Origin of the sequence: Planococcus faecalis (assembly GCF_002009235.1) — a bacterium.
Taxonomy (GTDB): domain Bacteria; phylum Bacillota; class Bacilli; order Bacillales_A; family Planococcaceae; genus Planococcus; species Planococcus kocurii.
Genome location: NZ_CP019401.1, coordinates 417,590 through 433,611, shown reverse-complemented (window position 1 = coordinate 433,611; position 16,022 = coordinate 417,590). Strand labels below are relative to the sequence as shown.

Below are 16,022 nucleotides of genomic sequence, written 5' to 3'. Positions count from 1 at the left end.
TCGACTGACAGCAGCTTTTTACTTGAACCAGCCTTTCTCTTTAAGCCGTGAAATGGCTTCAATTCGATTTCCTACTTCTAACTTGTCCAATATTGTTGAAATGTAATTCCGTACAGTACCTGTTGTAATGAACAGCTCTTTAGCAATTTCTTTTGTACTACGTCCTTCAGCAATCAATTCCATCACCTGTTTTTCCCGATCAGTCAATGGGTTTTCGTCAGCATAAGCTAAGTCCACTAGTTCAGGAGCATAAATTCTGCGGCCATCCATAATTGTTCGAATGGATGTGGCCAAGTCTTCACTTGGACTATCTTTTAGCAAATAACCGCTAACTCCAGCTTTTCTAGCACGTTCAAAATAGCCTGAACGTGCAAATGTAGTCAAAATAATAATTTTACACGGCTTGTCTTTTAAAATTTCCGCTGCATCCAATCCGCTTTTCAATGGCATTTCAATATCCATGATGCAAATTTCTGGTTGCAGTTTTTCCACAAGCTCGATTGCCTCTTCTCCATTCGATGCTTTACCGACCACTTCCATGTCCTCTTCTAAATCCAACAGTGACCCTAAAGCCCCGAGCATCATTCGCTGATCTTCAGCTAATACGATTCGAATCATTTTACTGCCTCCTTTGAACTATAAAGAATTACGTTCGGCACCCGGATGTTCAAGGTCGTGCCTTCCATCACTTTAATTCCTACCGAACCATTTACAAACTCCAATCGTTCGCGCATACCAGCCAATCCGTTTCCTTGCAGAGAAGTATTTCCTTCTGGAAATCCTTGTCCGTCATCTTGCACTTGCACCAGAATTTCTTCGGGATTTTGCTTGATCAATACGCTGCAACGCGCTGCACCACTATGCTTCACGACATTCGTCACTGCTTCTTTTAAGCACATACTTAGAACATTTTCTACTAACAAGGGGGTGTTCGTCAGCTGCGGTGAACCGTAGAACACAAAATCAATTTCAGCAGCTTTTAAAATTTGCTGCACCCGCAAAATTTCTTCATCCAGTTTGGTGCCCCGCATATTAGACACTAACTCACGCACTTCTTTTAAAGCTGTACGTGCTGTTTGTCGAACATCGTTTATTTCATTTAAAGCAGACTCTGGATTCCGGTAAATCAATTTACCTGCTAAATCACTTTTTAAGCCAATTAAAGATAATTTTTGCCCCAACGTATCATGCAAATCACGAGCAATTCGTTCACGTTCTTCGATAATCACCAGTTGAGAAATTCGTTTGTTCGCATCTTCTAGCTGACCTTCTAATTTTTCTCGTTTGTTTCGGTTATACGTATTAAACGGCAATAAAATAACACCTAGTACACTAAGCACAATAAATGGTAGCTGAGAGATATACAATTCACTATGGTCAAAAAAGCCAAATACAATAGCTGCAATGGTCATGCCAATATGAAGGCCATAAATAATGAAAAATCCTACTTTATTGCGTAAATTACCGATAAAAAAGGCCACAAAAATAGACAGATATACATACCCAAACAAGAAAATCATTCCAATATTAATCGCCATTTCAAAACTTACCCAAACATACACAAAGCCAGTTCTTGAATTAAAAGACAACCGGTACGCAAGGAAAAACAACAACAAGAGCAAAATACCGAAAATAATTTCAGGTAATGAGGAAGATCGAAAGATAAAGAAGAATGGCAAAATACAAAAGATCACCCAAGCATAGAGACTCAGCCAAGGATTTTTAGGGAATATTTGATACCAGCTTTGCATAAGGGCCTCCTGTTCATTTCTATGTGATTTCATCATAGCAAATAATAAGCAAAAGAAAAAACCATTCCGCTAAGAATGGTTTTTTTCTAATTACTTTCTTATTGTTCAGCCGTTTTCGAATCAGCTAACAAGTGCTTGATTTCACCAAATGTAACGAATGTTTTATTTGGTGCATCGTATAATTTGTAGCTCAATGATTTAAGACTAGATTTAATATCAATTGTTGTTGCCTGTTGAAGTGGCGGTGTCGATTCATGTGCTTTTTCCAAGTTATAGTTTGGAACTCGAGGGCTCAAGTGATGCACATGGTGGAAGCCGATGTTGCCAGTTACCCACTGCAATACTTTTGGAAGTTGGTAATACGAACTTCCTTCGATGGCTGCTTTTACGTAATCCCACTCATTTTCGTCTTCAAAGTATGAATCCTCAAATGTGTGTTGAACATAGAATAACCAAATTCCAAGTGCTCCTGCGATGAACATCGTTGTTCCTTGCACGATTACAAATGCCTGCCAACCAATTGCTAAGATTAACAGCGTGTAAATGACCACAAGTGAAATATTGATCAAATACGTATTGTTGCGTTCTTTTTTGCGTGCATCTTTACGATTAAAACGACTTGAAATTAAGACTAGGAATAATGGTCCAAATCCGAACATAACCAAAGGATTACGATACATACGGTATTTAAAACGTTCCCATTTTGAAGCTTCTACATATTCTTCAATCGTCATAACCCAAATGTCGCCGACTCCGCGCTTATCAAGATTACCACTTGAAGCATGGTGAATCGAATGTTCTCGTTTCCACTTTTCATAAGCGAAAAGCGTCATGATCCCTGTTAGCGTACCAACAACGGCATTTGCTTTTTTGTTTTTGAAGAACGATCCGTGTGTGCAATCATGGAAAATGATAAACGTACGGATGACAAATGCTGCAGCTACTGCTGACAATGCAATTGTTAGCCAAATTGAGACATCAAGTGCTTGGTAAGCCAAGAACCATGCCAAGATAAAAGGTGGAATTGTATTTAATAATTGTCTAACACTCGATTTTACATCTGCTTTTTCGAAAGGGGCAACAAATTTGCGTAACTGTGCTGTTTTTTCTCTGCTCATGTTTTCAAATTCCTCCTTAAACGGACTTTTTCGGTCCGGATAACTTATTAATCATATCTTAACTGGAAATCCTCGGGCGAATAAGACACAAACGTCTATATTTCTATATGACAGTTGTCATGTATTTTAAGAAATCTACTCTTTTAAAATTACAAGCGATATGTGTATACTATAAATAGACAGAAAAATCAGAACGGAGTGAAGCATATGACTGGACTAGTCGCCGTCATTATGGTCTTTTCGATTCCACTGGCAGGTATTATTACTTCTCACCTTCAAACACAAACGAAGCTTAAAGGGAAAATGATCAGTGAGCAATTAGAGTTAGAAAAACTAAAGCATGAAAACTTCGTTATTGAAACACAGAAAATGCGCCTTGAGTTAGAGCAGTTAAAATTAGAGGATGCTAAAAAAGATAATAACCTGTTATTAAAATAGCAAGCGTGAAAAAGACGAAGCTTTTTCATTAGCCTCTAAAAAATGCAAGCTTCGGAACGCTCGATTGCACTCGAGAGAACCAAACACATTTTCTCCGTTAATTTTGCATGTGCCGTGGATTTGCGTCATCGTTTCATCTTAAAGAACTGCTTTAACCTTGCTTTCATTTTAGAGCCACGGACGATTTTTTGTATTTTTTCAGATTCAAAATGGCTGATGACAATGGAGACGGCTGTGCCCGCAGAAAGCGTTCGTCTGGATGGAGGACATCAGCCTGTTCTTTAACATGCAAAAAAAGGCTACACTCAATAGGTCGTTTTGATGACCTGTTGAGTGTAGCCTTTTTTGTTCGTCTCTATTAAAACTCCAGCGCCCAGATTCTCGGGTCATAAGCCTACCCGACTGTGTGGCAAAAAGCGCCACACTGCCGGTCTGTCTTATGCCCGTCGAATCTACATGGGCGCTTGCGCTTTTCTATGTCTAGGCTCCAGCGCCCAGATTCTCGGGTCATAAGCCTACCCGGCTGTGTGGCAAAGAGCGCCACACTGCCGGTCTGTCTTATGCCCGTCGAATCTACATGGGCGCTTGCGCTTTTCTATGCAAATACGCTGTTTTCTATTTGTTTTAATTGATAGAAATAAGCTTTTCTTTCCATCAGTTCTTGGTAGGTTCCACTTTCCTGGATACGCCCATTTTCCATAACGATAATCTGATCCATTTGTTCGAGTCCCGCTAAGTCATGACTAATAATGACGAACAAATCTTTGTCCCCTTGTCGGAATAGTTCTTGGTAAATGGCGTGAGCTGTTAAGTTATCGACGGAAGAAACTGGTTCATCAAGAAGCCACAGCGATTTGCCTCTTAGGATTGCCCGCGCAATAGCCAGTCGTTGCTTTTGTCCACCAGACAAATTCTGTCCCTTTTCTTCCACTGTCGTTGTCAAAGGAAACAATTCTAACTGAACTCTAGCCAATGCTTTTTTCATCTGCTCATCGCTTGCCAATGGATTGGCAAGCAATAAGTTGCTACGAATTGTACCGTAAAAAAAATGATTTTCCTGCAATACGATATTCATTTCCTGCCAAACAGCTTCTTGTTCAAGCATCTCTACTGGCTTTCCACCGATTGACAATTGACCTTGTTCAACAGGAAAAACATTCAGTAGTAATTGCAAAAGCGTTGACTTACCTGAACCACTTGGTCCGACAATCGCTGTTTTCGTGCCTGGCTTTAAATGGAGTGAGACATCATCAATCGCTAAGCTTTTTTCCCCAGGATAGCTAAAAGAAGCTCCCGTAAGTTTAATATCAAGCGGTCCGCTCGGAATTCCCTCTGCTCCTTGTAACACGGCGTCCTCAGAAACAACTTCTTGTAATCTTACTGCGGCTTTTCGGCTTTCTTCAAAATAAGTAGGAAACGCGGCCATAGGTGCTACGTTTTCAAAAGCGGCAATGGAAATCATCACGAGCATGGCCAAGTACAAGCCATTTAATTCACCTGCTGCTACAAAATACGCACCAACAGCTAACACAAAAAACGACACTAGTAATGCCACAAGCGCATTACTAGACTGCGCTAGGTTTTCCTCTAAGCCTTCTCTCCGCTGACCTTCGTTATATTGAGCCGCATCACTTTTCAACTGTTGCTCTTTTACACCAAGCTGCTGATAGATTTTCAGATCACGAAACCCATAAAGAAACTCCGTAGCTTCGATGGCTAAATTTCCTCGTTGTACTCTGACTTGTCCATCTGTACGACGCTTTCTACTAGAGAAAAGCGCTGGCACTGCCACAATTGTTAGCAGCATTCCGACCACCATCACGCTAGCAATTCCCATAGAGAAAAACGCACTAAAGAAAATGGTGCTTAAAAAGACGATGCCTAATACGACTGGCGGATAAAAAACGCGCAGCAGAAAGTTCTGTAGGCTTTCAACATCTCCAACAATTCGGGACAGCAAATCCCCACTCCGGTACTTACCGAATATTCCGGGAGCGAGTGGCGACAAACGTTCAAAAAATGACACTCTTAAGTGGCTCAGCATGGTAAAGGTTGCTCGGTGAGAATACAAACGCTCCCCGTAACGGCTCAACGCTGAAGCAAAGCCGAACAGTTTCAGACATGCTGCCATAACAACGAGTGTCGTCATCTGCGAGGTCAATGCCGCCTTCGAAATCAAATACCCACTTGAACCCATCAATGCTACGCTAGCAATTCCTGCTAAAAATCCGAAGGAAATCGCAATCGAGACATCCTTCTTCTCGATAAATGTTAGTTTTAGAATATGTTTTAATTCATTCATCGCTGGCTACCTCCCTGCTGCGCTGCGAGCATCTCTTCGTAAGGGCTATAGTTTTGCAGCAGTTCGTCGTGGCTTCCTGCAGCATCCAGATTTCCATTATCTAAGAAGAAAATCAGATCGGCTTGTTTAATCGTATGGAGTCGGTGCGCAACTGTAATAACGGTTGACGTCTTTTGCAACTCGCGAAGCGACTCTTGCAAAATTTGTTCCGTACGCAAATCCAGACCAGTCGTCGGCTCATCAAATAAAATAAGAGACGGTTTTTTTAGAAAGGCACGAGCCAGCGCAATCCGCTGTTTCTCTCCTCCCGACAAGCCACGTCCTGCTTCTCCGATTAACGTTTCAAAGCCCTGCTCAAGTGCGAAAATCATCTCTGCGATTCCAGCCTTTTTAGCTGCTGCGCGTACTTCTTCGTCGCTGACTTTCCGATTGGCTCCTATCTCCATGTTCTCTCGGATTGTCCCCGCAAAAAGATACGGATTTTGCGAGATATAACTTAATTGATCAAACCATGATTTTTCGCTAATAGCCTCTCTTGGAATGCCGTTAACAATCAGTTCGCCTTCGGTTTGCGGCAACAATCCAGCAAGTAACTGCATGAGTGTCGTTTTTCCTGAACCGCTCTTGCCGACAATCGCAACTTGGCTATAAGGCGGAATTTCTGCGCGCAGTGGATTCAAAGCAAAGCCCTCTCCGTATTGAAAAGACAATCCCTCTAATGACAAATGAGGCGGTTCTTGTGCCAGAACTTCATCTCCCCATATCAATACAGAATGTTTTTTCTCAAGCTCAGCACTTAATTGATTGGCTGCTGATACACTGCCACGTGCTGTATGAAAAGCACTACCAAAATCCTTTAACAAATTAAAAAAATCTGGCACTAAAATTAAGATAAAGAACGCTGTGAAAAAGCTAATACTGTCAAACACAACAAGACGCAAGCCAATTTCTAATGCGATTATGCCAATACTCAACATCGAAATATACTCCAGCATTAAAGAAGAAAGAAATGCAGACTTCAACACGTCCATCGTGGAGTCACGGAAACTCAGGCTACTTTTTCGAATTTCTTGCTGTTGTTTTTCAGCTTGACCAAATAACTTAAGCGTCGAAAGACCTTGCAGAATATCCAAAAAAGTACCAGAAAATCGGTTAAGCTGTTCCATTTTTTCGTCGGCTTTCTTCTTCGTTCCTTTTCCGACCATTGCCATGAACACAGGAATAAACGGTGCCGTAATTAAAATGATGATACCTGTTGTCCAGTTTTGAGTAAAAATAACCCCTAACAACAGTAAGGGAATGATATATGTTTGCACGAGTTGCGGAATGTATTTACTGAAAAAGCCATCTACTTCGTCTACTGAGTCCATTAGCAAGCTAACTTTTTGACCAGACTGACCTTGAGCCGCAGACAATAACGGATTTTCAGCAAAAGACTTTATCAGATCTTTTCGAAATTCACTTTTTACATCAGCAGCGAGATCGACTCCTGCCCTGCCAATTGCATAACCCGCTCCTGCACGCAATAAAATCGCCACAAACAAGCCACCAAACAATGGAAATAAACTCTCAAAAGCAGCATTTTGAAGAAAAACACGATCTGCAATGAAAACGAAAAAGAAAGCTTGTCCAATTGTAGCAATGCCTTTTAAAAGCGATGCCACTACCAGAAAAACCATTTTATTTTTTCGTTGAAATGCCAGTCGTTTTAAATCATTCATGCCATTCGCCCCTCTACTTTATCTCCTTCTATTATAAGGCATCCTTACCCGAAACCCCCGTCAGTTGCCCATAATAACTGGATTTCTGAAGACCTTTGTTACAGTGCTGTTCACAAATTTAGTGTTTTTGGGCAGATAAAAACCTCCAGGCAACCTTCCCTGCAGGTTTCGAGTTACTCGTTTTCAATTGTTTGCGTGCAAGGGTCCTCAGCAACGATGGCCATCTTTAACCAAGTCACGTCTGCTTGTATTTTTAGTTTCAAGGATTGATCAACGCATCTTCGGGATTCATTTGTGAGTTTGGTCAGTTCAGACTTAAAAACGGATAATTCTTCTGCTGTAATCACTGGAAACACCCTCTAAGTAAGGCTTTGATAACTTATGCTCGTTCAATGCAATAAAACATTATTCTCAAGCAAATCATCCATCCCCTCCTTTTACTGTACGAATGCTGAGCAGCAAATTTTCACTCAGCTATAACTACTATTTCAACTTAAATAATCCTTCTTTTTACTTATGTCCCCTTAGTTGCAGAAGTGTAAACTAAGGGGATAATTCATGAGTAGTTCTTCAGTAGCCCACGCAAAAAAGCGCCTCGAAAGACGCCTTGTATCTACATGATTTTATCTCTTTAAACTTCTGCTTTTTGGCTATTTAGAATGGATAATTCACGCAGCTTAAATTTTTGTATTTTTCCTGAAGCTGTCATCGGGTATTCTTTCGTAAACTCGATGTACCGCGGAATTTTATGATGAGAAATTTTGTCCTTGCAGTACGTTTTCAGTTCCGCCACAGTTAATTGCTCATCTTCTTTCAAGATAACCCAAGCCATCAATTCTTCTCCGTATTTCGGATCTGGCACACCAACCACTTGAACATCTTGAATAGCAGGATGCTGATAAAGAAATTCTTCAATTTCACGCGGATAAATATTTTCGCCTCCACGAATCACCATGTCTTTAATGCGTCCTGTGATGGCGATATAACCAGCTTCATCTTCCACCGCGATGTCCCCGGTGTGAAGCCAGCCTTCTCGATCAATGGCCACTTTTGTTGCTTCTTCATTATTATAATAGCCTTTCATAACATGATAGCCCCTCGTACAAAGTTCTCCAGGCATACCTGTCACGACTCCTTCTCCAGTCGCTGGATCAATAATTTTCACTTCTACTCCGGTATGTGGCTTACCGACTGTTGATACTCTTTTTTCAATATCATCATCCGCCCGTGTTTGCGTAATTACTGGAGATGACTCTGTTTGTCCGTAAGCAATGGTAATTTCAGACGCTCCCATATCCGTGATCACTTTCTTCATCACTTCAATCGGACAAGAGGATCCTGCCATAATACCTGTCCGCAGTGTAGAAGTATCGAATGATGAGAACTCAGGATGATTTAATTCTGCGATAAACATCGTGGGCACTCCGTGAAGCCCCGTACATTTCTCATCTTGCACCATCTGCAGCACGCGTTTGGCTTCAAACTGCTCTGCAATGACCATCGTCGTAGAATGGGTCACTGCCGCCATTGTCCCAAGAACACAGCCAAAGCAGTGGAAAAATGGCACTGGAATACATAGCCGATCGTTTTCCGTAAGACTCATCGTGTCGCCCACTAACTTGCCATTATTGACAACATTGAGATGTGTCAGCATGACTCCTTTTGGAAATCCGGTCGTGCCGGATGTGTATTGAATATTAATAACGTCATCAGGGTCCATCGAGTGGAAGCGCTCTTCAAGTTCCGAGTCGCTAACTTTTTTAGCAAAAGCCTCAAACTCTTGCCACGTGTAAATTCCCGGATACTTGTTATTGCTCATGACAATAACTCGTTTGAAATGAGGCAACTTAGCGTTTGTGATGTGTCCTTTATCAGCTGTTTTCAACTCCGGGCAAATCTTGTTTAATATATCTATATAACTCGTTCCTTTAAATTCTTCGCCCACTATTAAAGTTGTTGCGTCCGACTGCTCTAATAAATATTCAAGCTCACTCGACTGATAGCTCGTATTAACCGTCACTAAAACACCGCCCATTTTGCCGGTAGCAAATTGGCTTAAAAGCCATTCACGTTTATTGTCTGACCAAATGGCAACGTGCTCTCCTTTTTCAATGCCAATCCCGATAAATGCCTTTGCAAGAAGATCTGTTTCTTCATCAAACTCCTTGTAAGTTTTTCGGATTCCATGCTCTGGATAAACATACGCCTCAGTTTCCGGATTTCGTGCGGCTTGTTCTTTAACTATTTGACCAACCGTTTTTTGTAAAACAACCATTTTCCATCCTCCTAATTGAAAACGTTTTCAGTCTACTCTATATTATCACAAAATTCCAAAATAACAGAAGGGGCCTGCGCCTTAAACTAAAACGGACAGTTCGCCCTTTTTATACGCTGCATGATAAACTAAACCTATTACATGCAACGGAAGGGACTCATTATGGAATTACAAACCATGCAAGACCAACTCACTGAACGTCTGTTACAGCAACAACTGGTTTCAGCGACGATTAGCCAACCTAGACTAAAATCAAACGATATTAAGCGCATTAAACTAAAACCCGTTGAAATAAAAAAGGAATACTTGATTCAATTTGAATTTCAGCACGAACACGTCTTAAAGCATGAAAATTTACCAGTAGAAAAAGCTGCTGAGAAATTGGCTTTTCTTTTTACTGACTTTCGTCAGGCGCTGTTCCAATTTACAGATGAGCAAGTACAAATCCAGCTTTCTAAGAAGTTCAAAGTCAACTGGAAAGCCCAACAAACCGGCGAAAAGAAAGCTGAGCTATCCCATAATCGCAAAAAGCAGTATTTATTAGAAGACGGCATTGTCTATCCGTTTCTCGTACGCCTGGGTGTGCAAAGTCCAGATGGCAAAGTTAAAAAGCAGAAATACGATAAATTCCGGCAAATCAATCGCTTTATCGAATTTATTGATGATACGCTCGCTTACTTGCCACAAGACCGCACTGTTCGCATCCTCGACTTTGGTTCTGGAAAATCGTATTTAACCTTTGCGTTATATCATTATTTGCGTATTGAAAAAGGGTTAGACCTTCGCGTTACCGGACTTGATTTGAAAAAAGAAGTCATCGAAGAATGTCAGCAAATTGCGGCAGATCTTCGCTATGAACAACTTGAGTTTCTAGTCGGTGACATTAACGATTACAATAATGAAACGGCAGTGGATATGGTCGTTACGTTACACGCTTGTGACGTGGCAACCGACATGGCTTTAGCGCGTGCTGTTAAATGGGATGCCAAAGTGATTTTAAGTGTTCCGTGTTGCCAACACGAATTAAATAGCCAAATCGGTGCACCTGAACTCGGCATCATGCTGCAACACGGCTTGATTAAAGAGCGCTTCAGTGCTTTAGCGACAGATGCTATTCGAGCTGAATTGCTATCTCTTGTTGGGTACGAAACACAATTAATGGAATTTATTGATATGGAGCATACGCCTAAGAACATCTTGATTCGCGCTTATAAAACCGGTAAAAAACCAGTTGCTGGTCAATTTGATCGCTACCGCCAATTCACTAGCCTGTTATCGGCTAAACCATTTTTAGAAAACGAATTAAAGGAGTATCTATGAAACAAAAAAACTTGGTAAACGGCATCATTTTAGCTTTTTCGGTCGTATTGATCCGATTTATCGATGTCCAGATTTATGACATGAACTTGGTTGTGACATTGCTTATCTTAGTCGCTCTTATCTACGGTGCTATGCGATTTGTTGAACGCTTCCCGTCGCTTGATCAACCTGTTAGTAAACGTGCAGCCTTCACTGTTAATACGCTGGTGATTGTCGCTATCTTCTTGACGTTCTTTATTTTTAAACTATGACGAGCAAAAAAACGGTAGCTGAATAGCAGCTACCGTTTTTTGTCGATTAAGGAGAATTTTTGTTTATCCACTCTGTTAACGCTTTTACTACTTGGTCTTGTTGCTCAATCGCAGGTATTTCGGCTGCATTGTCACCTTTTTGCTCTCCGTATAAACCAAATTGTGCGTGGTTGCCACCTTTGATTTCCACAAAGACACTGTCATCAGAGAACAGCTTACGACTTTCTTCAATATCAGTAACTGTAGATAAGCCATCGCGTTCCGCATAAATCGACAACATGGGCAATCTGCTGTCCGAAAAGTCACCCGCTGGATAAGCACCCAGAAAATAAAGTCCGGAAAGTTTCGCTGATGAGTCTTCTGCATAAAAAGAAGCAGCTACGCCACCTAGAGAATGTCCTCCAAGAAACCATTCTTCGACTTCCGAATGCTCTTCGATGATGTCATGTGCTGTTCCAGAACCAAGAATCCCAAAATTCAAGGGCAGTTGAGGAATCGACACGACAAAGCCTTGTTCACTTAAGGATTGGCCAAGATAGGCATAAGCTTCCTTTTCAACTTTAGCCCCTTGATAGAGAATCACGCCTTTACCATTCGGCGTTGCTGGCTGAAAAATTAGTCCTTCTGCGTCACTTTCAAGTGCAGACAAATCTACTTTTTCAGTTAAGATTTCACTAGGTCCATAATCGAACTGAGCGTAAACAACAAAACCTGCAACTGCAATCACCAATAGCACAAAGACTGCTACTGCACTACGCAACAACCACTTTTTCATCGGAACACCTTCTATCTGAGTCTATTAATAAGCCAAGCCTACACGTCGCTGAACAAATTCTGTTGATTCAAGCTGATGATAAGCAAATTCTGCCGTATCGCCAACTGTAATTTCTTTGCCTTCTTCGGGCAGCAGATCCTTTTCTGCCCGGTAGTTCCCGCGTACCTCACCATCTGGTAAGTATGTAGGACAAACAATCGTCCACTCAAGCTCAGTCTTTTCGAATAAGCGATAAACCGCTTCATGCTCTTCAGCAGCAAAAGTCAGCTTGCGCTTAGAATCTCCACCCTCGTAACGAAGCAGTCCAGGGCTCAGTCGGCTATCTAAAATTCCAGCTGTACCAATTGTTATCACTCGTTTGATGTGATGACTTTCCATAGATTTTACAATCAAAGGTGCCGCTTCAGACAAAGTTGTCGTTCGATCTGTACCCACAGCGCTGAAAACTACTGTAGTTTCTGCGATTGTTTTTTCAATATCTTCTGCGTTTCGTATATCCCCTAGAATAATTTCCAAATTCGGATGGGTTTCTAATTTTTCTGAACGAACCAAAGCTTTCACGTGATGACCATCAGCGAGAGCTCGCTTGAGAATTTCGCCTCCAACGCGGCCTGTCGCTCCGAATAGCGCTAGCTTCATAGCTTTTCCTCCTAGTAGTTAACTTCAATATCAGTCTAATTTTTATTTAAAATGATAGCCTTTTTTCGCCAATACTTCTTTTAAATCTTGGCGATGTGGCTTACCTAGAAAATCAGCCATCTGCTTTGTCCACGTCGCGCTTTTTTGATTTGAATCGCGGCTTGCGTAATAGGCTTGAATTGTGCTGTCGTATTCCGGCAGGAGGATTTCGTATTTTGCTTCATCGTAGTTATTTTCATGCAAAATAGCATGAACTGGCAAACGTGGCTTTACGCCATTCGCTTCGTTCGGAACACCAATCGTCAAACCGTAAACTGGGAAGACGCCTTCTGGTAAACCGATCAACTCGCTAATTGCTTCCATATTGTTGCGGACACCACCGATATAACAAATACCATAGCCTTTTGACTCGGCTGCGAGTACAAGATTTTGCGCGAGTAACCCAACATCGGTTACAGCCACAATCATATTTTCAGCACGATCAAAGACGATTTCTTGTTGATGCAATTTCCCGGCATGTTGCAAGCGGTTATAATCGGCACACATTAAGAAAACAGCTCCTGCACCTTCCATTTGCTTAGCATTTTTAGATAACTCGCCTAGCTTTTTACGTTTCTCAGGATCTGTCACCCAAACAATCGAGTAAGCTTGGACGAAATGGGAAGTAGCCGCATATTGTGCAGCTTCAATCAGTTCGCTAACTTCCTCCCGTGATAATTGCTTTTCTTTATAGTCCCGAACAGATGCATGTGCTTTCATTAATTCGATAACCATTAATTAGCTCCCCTCTCTGACTGTTTCTCTTATCGTACCAAATTCTTTGTCGTGTTACTGTTTTCGTGATTTTGCTACAATAGAATGGATAGAGGTGAAAGATTTGAAACACACAAAAACTGCTTTCTCAATTTTTTCCTTATTAATTCTTGGTAGTTTTTTATTTATATGGCTCGAAAACGAATTAGCCTTTCGAGAACAATTAAAAGAACGTTCTTTACCTTCCGGGCTGCATCCTATCGTCGAAGAAAAGCGAGATTTATTGGTCAATCAAGCTGCTGAAATTGGGATTAACATTTTAATTACAGACGGTTACCGTTCGCCCGAAGAACAGGATGGATTGCACAGTCAAGGTCGCAATACCCCTGGTTCTGTCGTTACCCATGCACAAGCTGGAGAATCCTATCACAACTATGGATTAGCTATCGATTACGCATTACGCCTTGATGATGGTTCAGTCGTGTGGGATACGACACGTGATGGCAATGGCAACGGGGAAAGTGATTGGTTTGAAGTTGCCGCCATCGGAAAAGGGCTAGGCTTTGACTGGGGAGGCGACTGGCAGCGCTTTAAAGACTACCCTCACCTCGAAATGACTTTCGGCTTGTCGATTCGCGAGTTGCAACAAGGATGGCGGCCAGAAGATAAAATGGAGTAAACAAGGGAACTTCAGAAACCCCTATAAACAACGAATGAAAATCAATTTAAAAACACACAAATCAAAAAGCCGATGACTCTCTATCTCGAGAGTCATCGGCTTTTTAACTCTTTTTCTATAACTCCCCGTGTGCCCAAGCAATACGGGGATCAATCTTTCTCGTCATCCTCACCATGATTGGTTGAAAGCCCATTCGCGGCCAGAAATAAGAAGCCAGTTGATTTGCGGTGTTCCAGTCCGCAACAAGATAGTCAAATCCTTGCTTTTTCATTTCACTGAAACAATGATTGGCTAATGCTTTTCCGACCCCTCGTCCGCGAAGATCCGGATTTGTCGAGGCAGCAGGAAGTTCTGCACAGTTCTCAGGTGTCACTAAACTCATCGGCTCTTCTTTCCTGAAATATACATGGAATCCAGCGATTCGATTGCCTTGCTCGGCCATCCATAAATAGGCATCTTCATTTTCCGTCAAAGCTTCATAGTTTTCCTTAACATCTTCCAATGTTTCTCGTGTGATGGGTAACCAAGAAGGAGCAGTTGCTTGGTGAATGCTATTCCACATAGCCATTTTCTTTAGTAGCGGCGAGTCTTCTCGATCCCCTTTTCGAAACTCTAGCTTGGGAATAGAGCCAGTTTTCGGTTTGAAATCATCAAGTGACAGAACTCCATATTTTTGATCAAAGCTAAACGATTGGTCTAGCCATTGATCAATGACCAGCTCGTTGCCAAGAGGCGCTAACAACATATGATGGAAATAACCGTTCTTTATCCATTCAGCTCCTGCGTTTGCATATAATAGCCTCAACAACCGGGGATGTTCATGTCCACTGATTGCGATAGATTCATAATCCATCCAGACGAAACGTCCATTTTTAGCATCTTCTTTAAATTCATAAAGCAAGTAGCCAATAACGTCAATTCCCCTCACTGCAACAATGCCATTGATAAATGGCCGTTCTAATAGCTTTCGCAGGACTGTTTCTGCATCATCGATTTCTTCAAATCGTTCAGGTAGAAAATTAAAGATTTTACGTTCTTGTTCATGCCGTTTTGACAACAGCGTAGACATTTGGCGAATATGCTTTTCTTCCATCCCTGTAATTTGAATCATCCACAATCACTCCTCTGAATGAAGTTTCACTTCTAGTATCCCATAATTACCAGCTTTCACCTTGTCACCAAACTGAACAGGAATCGGTTCTACAAAGATTGGGCCATCCACAATCATCGTATGGAATTCTCCTTCTTCTCCGCAGGCATCAATCCCCGCAGCTTCTAGTTCATCAATTAACTCATGTGTAAATTCACGTCCTAAAAAGCGTTCATCCAGCCGTGTCGTATCTACAACTGTAATAACAGCCCGAAATCCTTCATCCACCAATTCTTTCAACAGGTTTTTTCGCGGCTCTTGCCATAGTGGATGATGAACATCAATTTGTGCTTCGGCGCTAACTTTTTGCACCCACTCTAAATGATCTTGCAAATCAATATCGCCATAGACCCCCATATTGATACCTTGTGCTTTGAACTTTTTTAAGTGTTCGATAAATTCTTTTTCATATCCAGACCAACTAGCTTTTCCAATGACCAACGGCAAGCCCATACGTTCAGCTTGTGCTTCCATCACTTCAATCGGCAGGCCATGCGATCGTGATTTGGTACCATCTTCTTCGAACATAGTAAATAATGCGAGTGGCATATGCCCCTCTAGCACTGCGCGATAATAGGCAAGTGCGGAATCTTTTCCGCCACTCCACGACATAATAAATGATTTTTGCATAACACACCTCTTCTTTGTAATTCTTTGTTAGTGTAACTAATTCGCCACAGTTTGGTTAAAACCCTTCTGCATAGAGTCTTTTGAAGTTCTAAAATAATAAAAAAATGAGTAATACGCAGGGAAAAGATTGTCTTCATCTCGGCAATTTACCATTAGACATCGCTCTTTCTGTTTAGCACAGTAAAGCACAGGGAAAACTTTAAGCAGAGACAAAGGAGGC

The 16,022-nt window shown here is 41.5% G+C and carries 16 protein-coding genes; 4 read left to right on the top strand and 12 right to left on the bottom strand.

Going from position 1 to position 16,022, the window contains the following annotated elements:
- Positions 1-18: 18 nt before the first annotated feature.
- The 3 genes from AJGP001_RS02240 to desA form a co-directional block, all read right to left on the bottom strand.
- Positions 19-618, bottom strand: coding sequence for a response regulator transcription factor (locus AJGP001_RS02240; protein ID WP_058386459.1), 600 nt, complete (start codon positions 616-618; stop codon positions 19-21).
- On the bottom strand, positions 615-1,751 hold the full coding sequence (locus AJGP001_RS02235) for a sensor histidine kinase (protein WP_058386460.1): 1,137 nt from the start codon (positions 1,749-1,751) through the stop codon (positions 615-617). Before AJGP001_RS02235 ends, AJGP001_RS02240 begins: the two co-directional genes overlap by 4 nt.
- A 98-nt stretch (positions 1,752-1,849) precedes the next feature.
- Complete coding sequence (gene desA, locus AJGP001_RS02230) at positions 1,850-2,869, bottom strand: Delta(5) desaturase DesA (protein ID WP_058386461.1); 1,020 nt, start codon at positions 2,867-2,869, stop codon at positions 1,850-1,852.
- 207 nt (positions 2,870-3,076) lie between these two features.
- On the opposite strand from desA, the gene AJGP001_RS02225 reads away from it, so the two are divergent.
- Positions 3,077-3,307 (top strand): hypothetical protein, encoded by a 231-nt coding sequence (locus AJGP001_RS02225; protein ID WP_071153494.1) that lies wholly within the window; start codon positions 3,077-3,079, stop codon positions 3,305-3,307.
- A 595-nt stretch (positions 3,308-3,902) separates the two neighbouring features.
- On the opposite strand, the gene cydC is transcribed toward AJGP001_RS02225, so the two are convergent.
- The 4 genes from cydC to AJGP001_RS02210 form a co-directional block, all read right to left on the bottom strand.
- The gene (gene cydC / locus AJGP001_RS02220; RefSeq protein WP_078080093.1) at positions 3,903-5,609 is read right to left on the bottom strand and encodes a thiol reductant ABC exporter subunit CydC; all 1,707 of its coding nucleotides are present in this window, start codon (positions 5,607-5,609) and stop codon (positions 3,903-3,905) included.
- A complete protein-coding gene (cydD, locus tag AJGP001_RS02215) occupies positions 5,606-7,330 on the bottom strand; it encodes a thiol reductant ABC exporter subunit CydD (protein ID WP_071153492.1) in 1,725 nt (574 codons plus the stop codon). The genes cydC and cydD overlap by 4 nt, the downstream gene beginning before the upstream one ends.
- 173 nt (positions 7,331-7,503) lie before the next feature.
- Positions 7,504-7,677 (bottom strand): hypothetical protein, encoded by a 174-nt coding sequence (locus AJGP001_RS17440; protein WP_169835251.1) that lies wholly within the window; start codon positions 7,675-7,677, stop codon positions 7,504-7,506.
- A 284-nt stretch (positions 7,678-7,961) separates the two neighbouring features.
- Positions 7,962-9,605, bottom strand: a complete 1,644-nt coding sequence (locus tag AJGP001_RS02210; protein WP_071153491.1) for an AMP-binding protein — start codon at positions 9,603-9,605, stop codon at positions 7,962-7,964.
- Positions 9,606-9,767: 162 nt separating this feature from the next.
- Here AJGP001_RS02210 and AJGP001_RS02205 point away from each other — a divergent pair, with 162 nt between their 5' ends.
- Together AJGP001_RS02205 and AJGP001_RS02200 are read left to right on the top strand one after the other, a co-directional pair.
- Positions 9,768-10,925, top strand: a complete 1,158-nt coding sequence (locus AJGP001_RS02205; protein ID WP_071153490.1) for a class I SAM-dependent methyltransferase — start codon at positions 9,768-9,770, stop codon at positions 10,923-10,925.
- Entirely contained in the window at positions 10,922-11,176 is a 255-nt protein-coding gene (locus AJGP001_RS02200) for a hypothetical protein (RefSeq protein WP_071153489.1), read from the top strand. Before AJGP001_RS02205 ends, AJGP001_RS02200 begins: the two co-directional genes overlap by 4 nt.
- Positions 11,177-11,222: 46 nt before the next feature.
- Here the strand turns inward: AJGP001_RS02200 and AJGP001_RS02195 are convergent, their stop codons facing one another.
- The 3 genes from AJGP001_RS02195 to AJGP001_RS02185 are packed head-to-tail and all read right to left on the bottom strand — an operon-like array spanning position 11,223 to position 13,364.
- Positions 11,223-11,951, bottom strand: coding sequence for an alpha/beta hydrolase (locus AJGP001_RS02195; RefSeq protein WP_071153488.1), 729 nt, complete (start codon positions 11,949-11,951; stop codon positions 11,223-11,225).
- A gap of 24 nt (positions 11,952-11,975) precedes the next feature.
- Complete coding sequence (locus tag AJGP001_RS02190) at positions 11,976-12,590, bottom strand: NAD(P)-dependent oxidoreductase (RefSeq protein ID WP_071153487.1); 615 nt, start codon at positions 12,588-12,590, stop codon at positions 11,976-11,978.
- A 42-nt stretch (positions 12,591-12,632) separates the two neighbouring features.
- A complete protein-coding gene (locus AJGP001_RS02185; RefSeq protein WP_071153486.1) occupies positions 12,633-13,364 on the bottom strand; it encodes an NADPH-dependent oxidoreductase in 732 nt (243 codons plus the stop codon).
- 103 nt (positions 13,365-13,467) lie between these two features.
- Here AJGP001_RS02185 and AJGP001_RS02180 point away from each other — a divergent pair, with 103 nt between their 5' ends.
- On the top strand, positions 13,468-14,022 hold the full coding sequence (locus tag AJGP001_RS02180) for a M15 family metallopeptidase (RefSeq protein WP_071153485.1): 555 nt from the start codon (positions 13,468-13,470) through the stop codon (positions 14,020-14,022).
- A 115-nt stretch (positions 14,023-14,137) separates the two neighbouring features.
- On the opposite strand, the gene AJGP001_RS02175 is transcribed toward AJGP001_RS02180, so the two are convergent.
- Together AJGP001_RS02175 and AJGP001_RS02170 are read right to left on the bottom strand one after the other, a co-directional pair.
- Positions 14,138-15,133: a GNAT family N-acetyltransferase gene (locus tag AJGP001_RS02175; RefSeq protein WP_071153484.1), complete on the bottom strand. Its 996-nt coding sequence runs from the start codon at positions 15,131-15,133 to the stop codon at positions 14,138-14,140.
- A 6-nt stretch (positions 15,134-15,139) separates the two neighbouring features.
- Complete coding sequence (locus AJGP001_RS02170) at positions 15,140-15,802, bottom strand: Dph6-related ATP pyrophosphatase (protein ID WP_071153483.1); 663 nt, start codon at positions 15,800-15,802, stop codon at positions 15,140-15,142.
- Positions 15,803-16,022: the final 220 nt, after the last annotated feature.

What these genes read in the sequence shown, in the direction of transcription:
- AJGP001_RS02205 (WP_071153490.1), top strand. Translation starts at nt 9,768, where the DNA reads ATGGAATTACAAACCATGCAAGACCAACTCACTGAACGTCTGTTACAG.
- AJGP001_RS02225 (WP_071153494.1), top strand. Translation starts at nt 3,077, where the DNA reads ATGACTGGACTAGTCGCCGTCATTATGGTCTTTTCGATTCCACTGGCA.
- AJGP001_RS02185 (WP_071153486.1), bottom strand. Translation starts at nt 13,364, where the DNA reads ATGGTTATCGAATTAATGAAAGCACATGCATCTGTTCGGGACTATAAA.
- AJGP001_RS02170 (WP_071153483.1), bottom strand. Translation starts at nt 15,802, where the DNA reads ATGCAAAAATCATTTATTATGTCGTGGAGTGGCGGAAAAGATTCCGCA.
- cydC (WP_078080093.1), bottom strand. Translation starts at nt 5,609, where the DNA reads ATGAATGAATTAAAACATATTCTAAAACTAACATTTATCGAGAAGAAG.
- AJGP001_RS02190 (WP_071153487.1), bottom strand. Translation starts at nt 12,590, where the DNA reads ATGAAGCTAGCGCTATTCGGAGCGACAGGCCGCGTTGGAGGCGAAATT.
- AJGP001_RS02195 (WP_071153488.1), bottom strand. Translation starts at nt 11,951, where the DNA reads ATGAAAAAGTGGTTGTTGCGTAGTGCAGTAGCAGTCTTTGTGCTATTG.
- AJGP001_RS02240 (WP_058386459.1), bottom strand. Translation starts at nt 618, where the DNA reads ATGATTCGAATCGTATTAGCTGAAGATCAGCGAATGATGCTCGGGGCT.
- AJGP001_RS02200 (WP_071153489.1), top strand. Translation starts at nt 10,922, where the DNA reads ATGAAACAAAAAAACTTGGTAAACGGCATCATTTTAGCTTTTTCGGTC.
- cydD (WP_071153492.1), bottom strand. Translation starts at nt 7,330, where the DNA reads ATGAATGATTTAAAACGACTGGCATTTCAACGAAAAAATAAAATGGTT.
- AJGP001_RS02210 (WP_071153491.1), bottom strand. Translation starts at nt 9,605, where the DNA reads ATGGTTGTTTTACAAAAAACGGTTGGTCAAATAGTTAAAGAACAAGCC.
- desA (WP_058386461.1), bottom strand. Translation starts at nt 2,869, where the DNA reads ATGAGCAGAGAAAAAACAGCACAGTTACGCAAATTTGTTGCCCCTTTC.
- AJGP001_RS02175 (WP_071153484.1), bottom strand. Translation starts at nt 15,133, where the DNA reads ATGATTCAAATTACAGGGATGGAAGAAAAGCATATTCGCCAAATGTCT.
- AJGP001_RS02235 (WP_058386460.1), bottom strand. Translation starts at nt 1,751, where the DNA reads ATGCAAAGCTGGTATCAAATATTCCCTAAAAATCCTTGGCTGAGTCTC.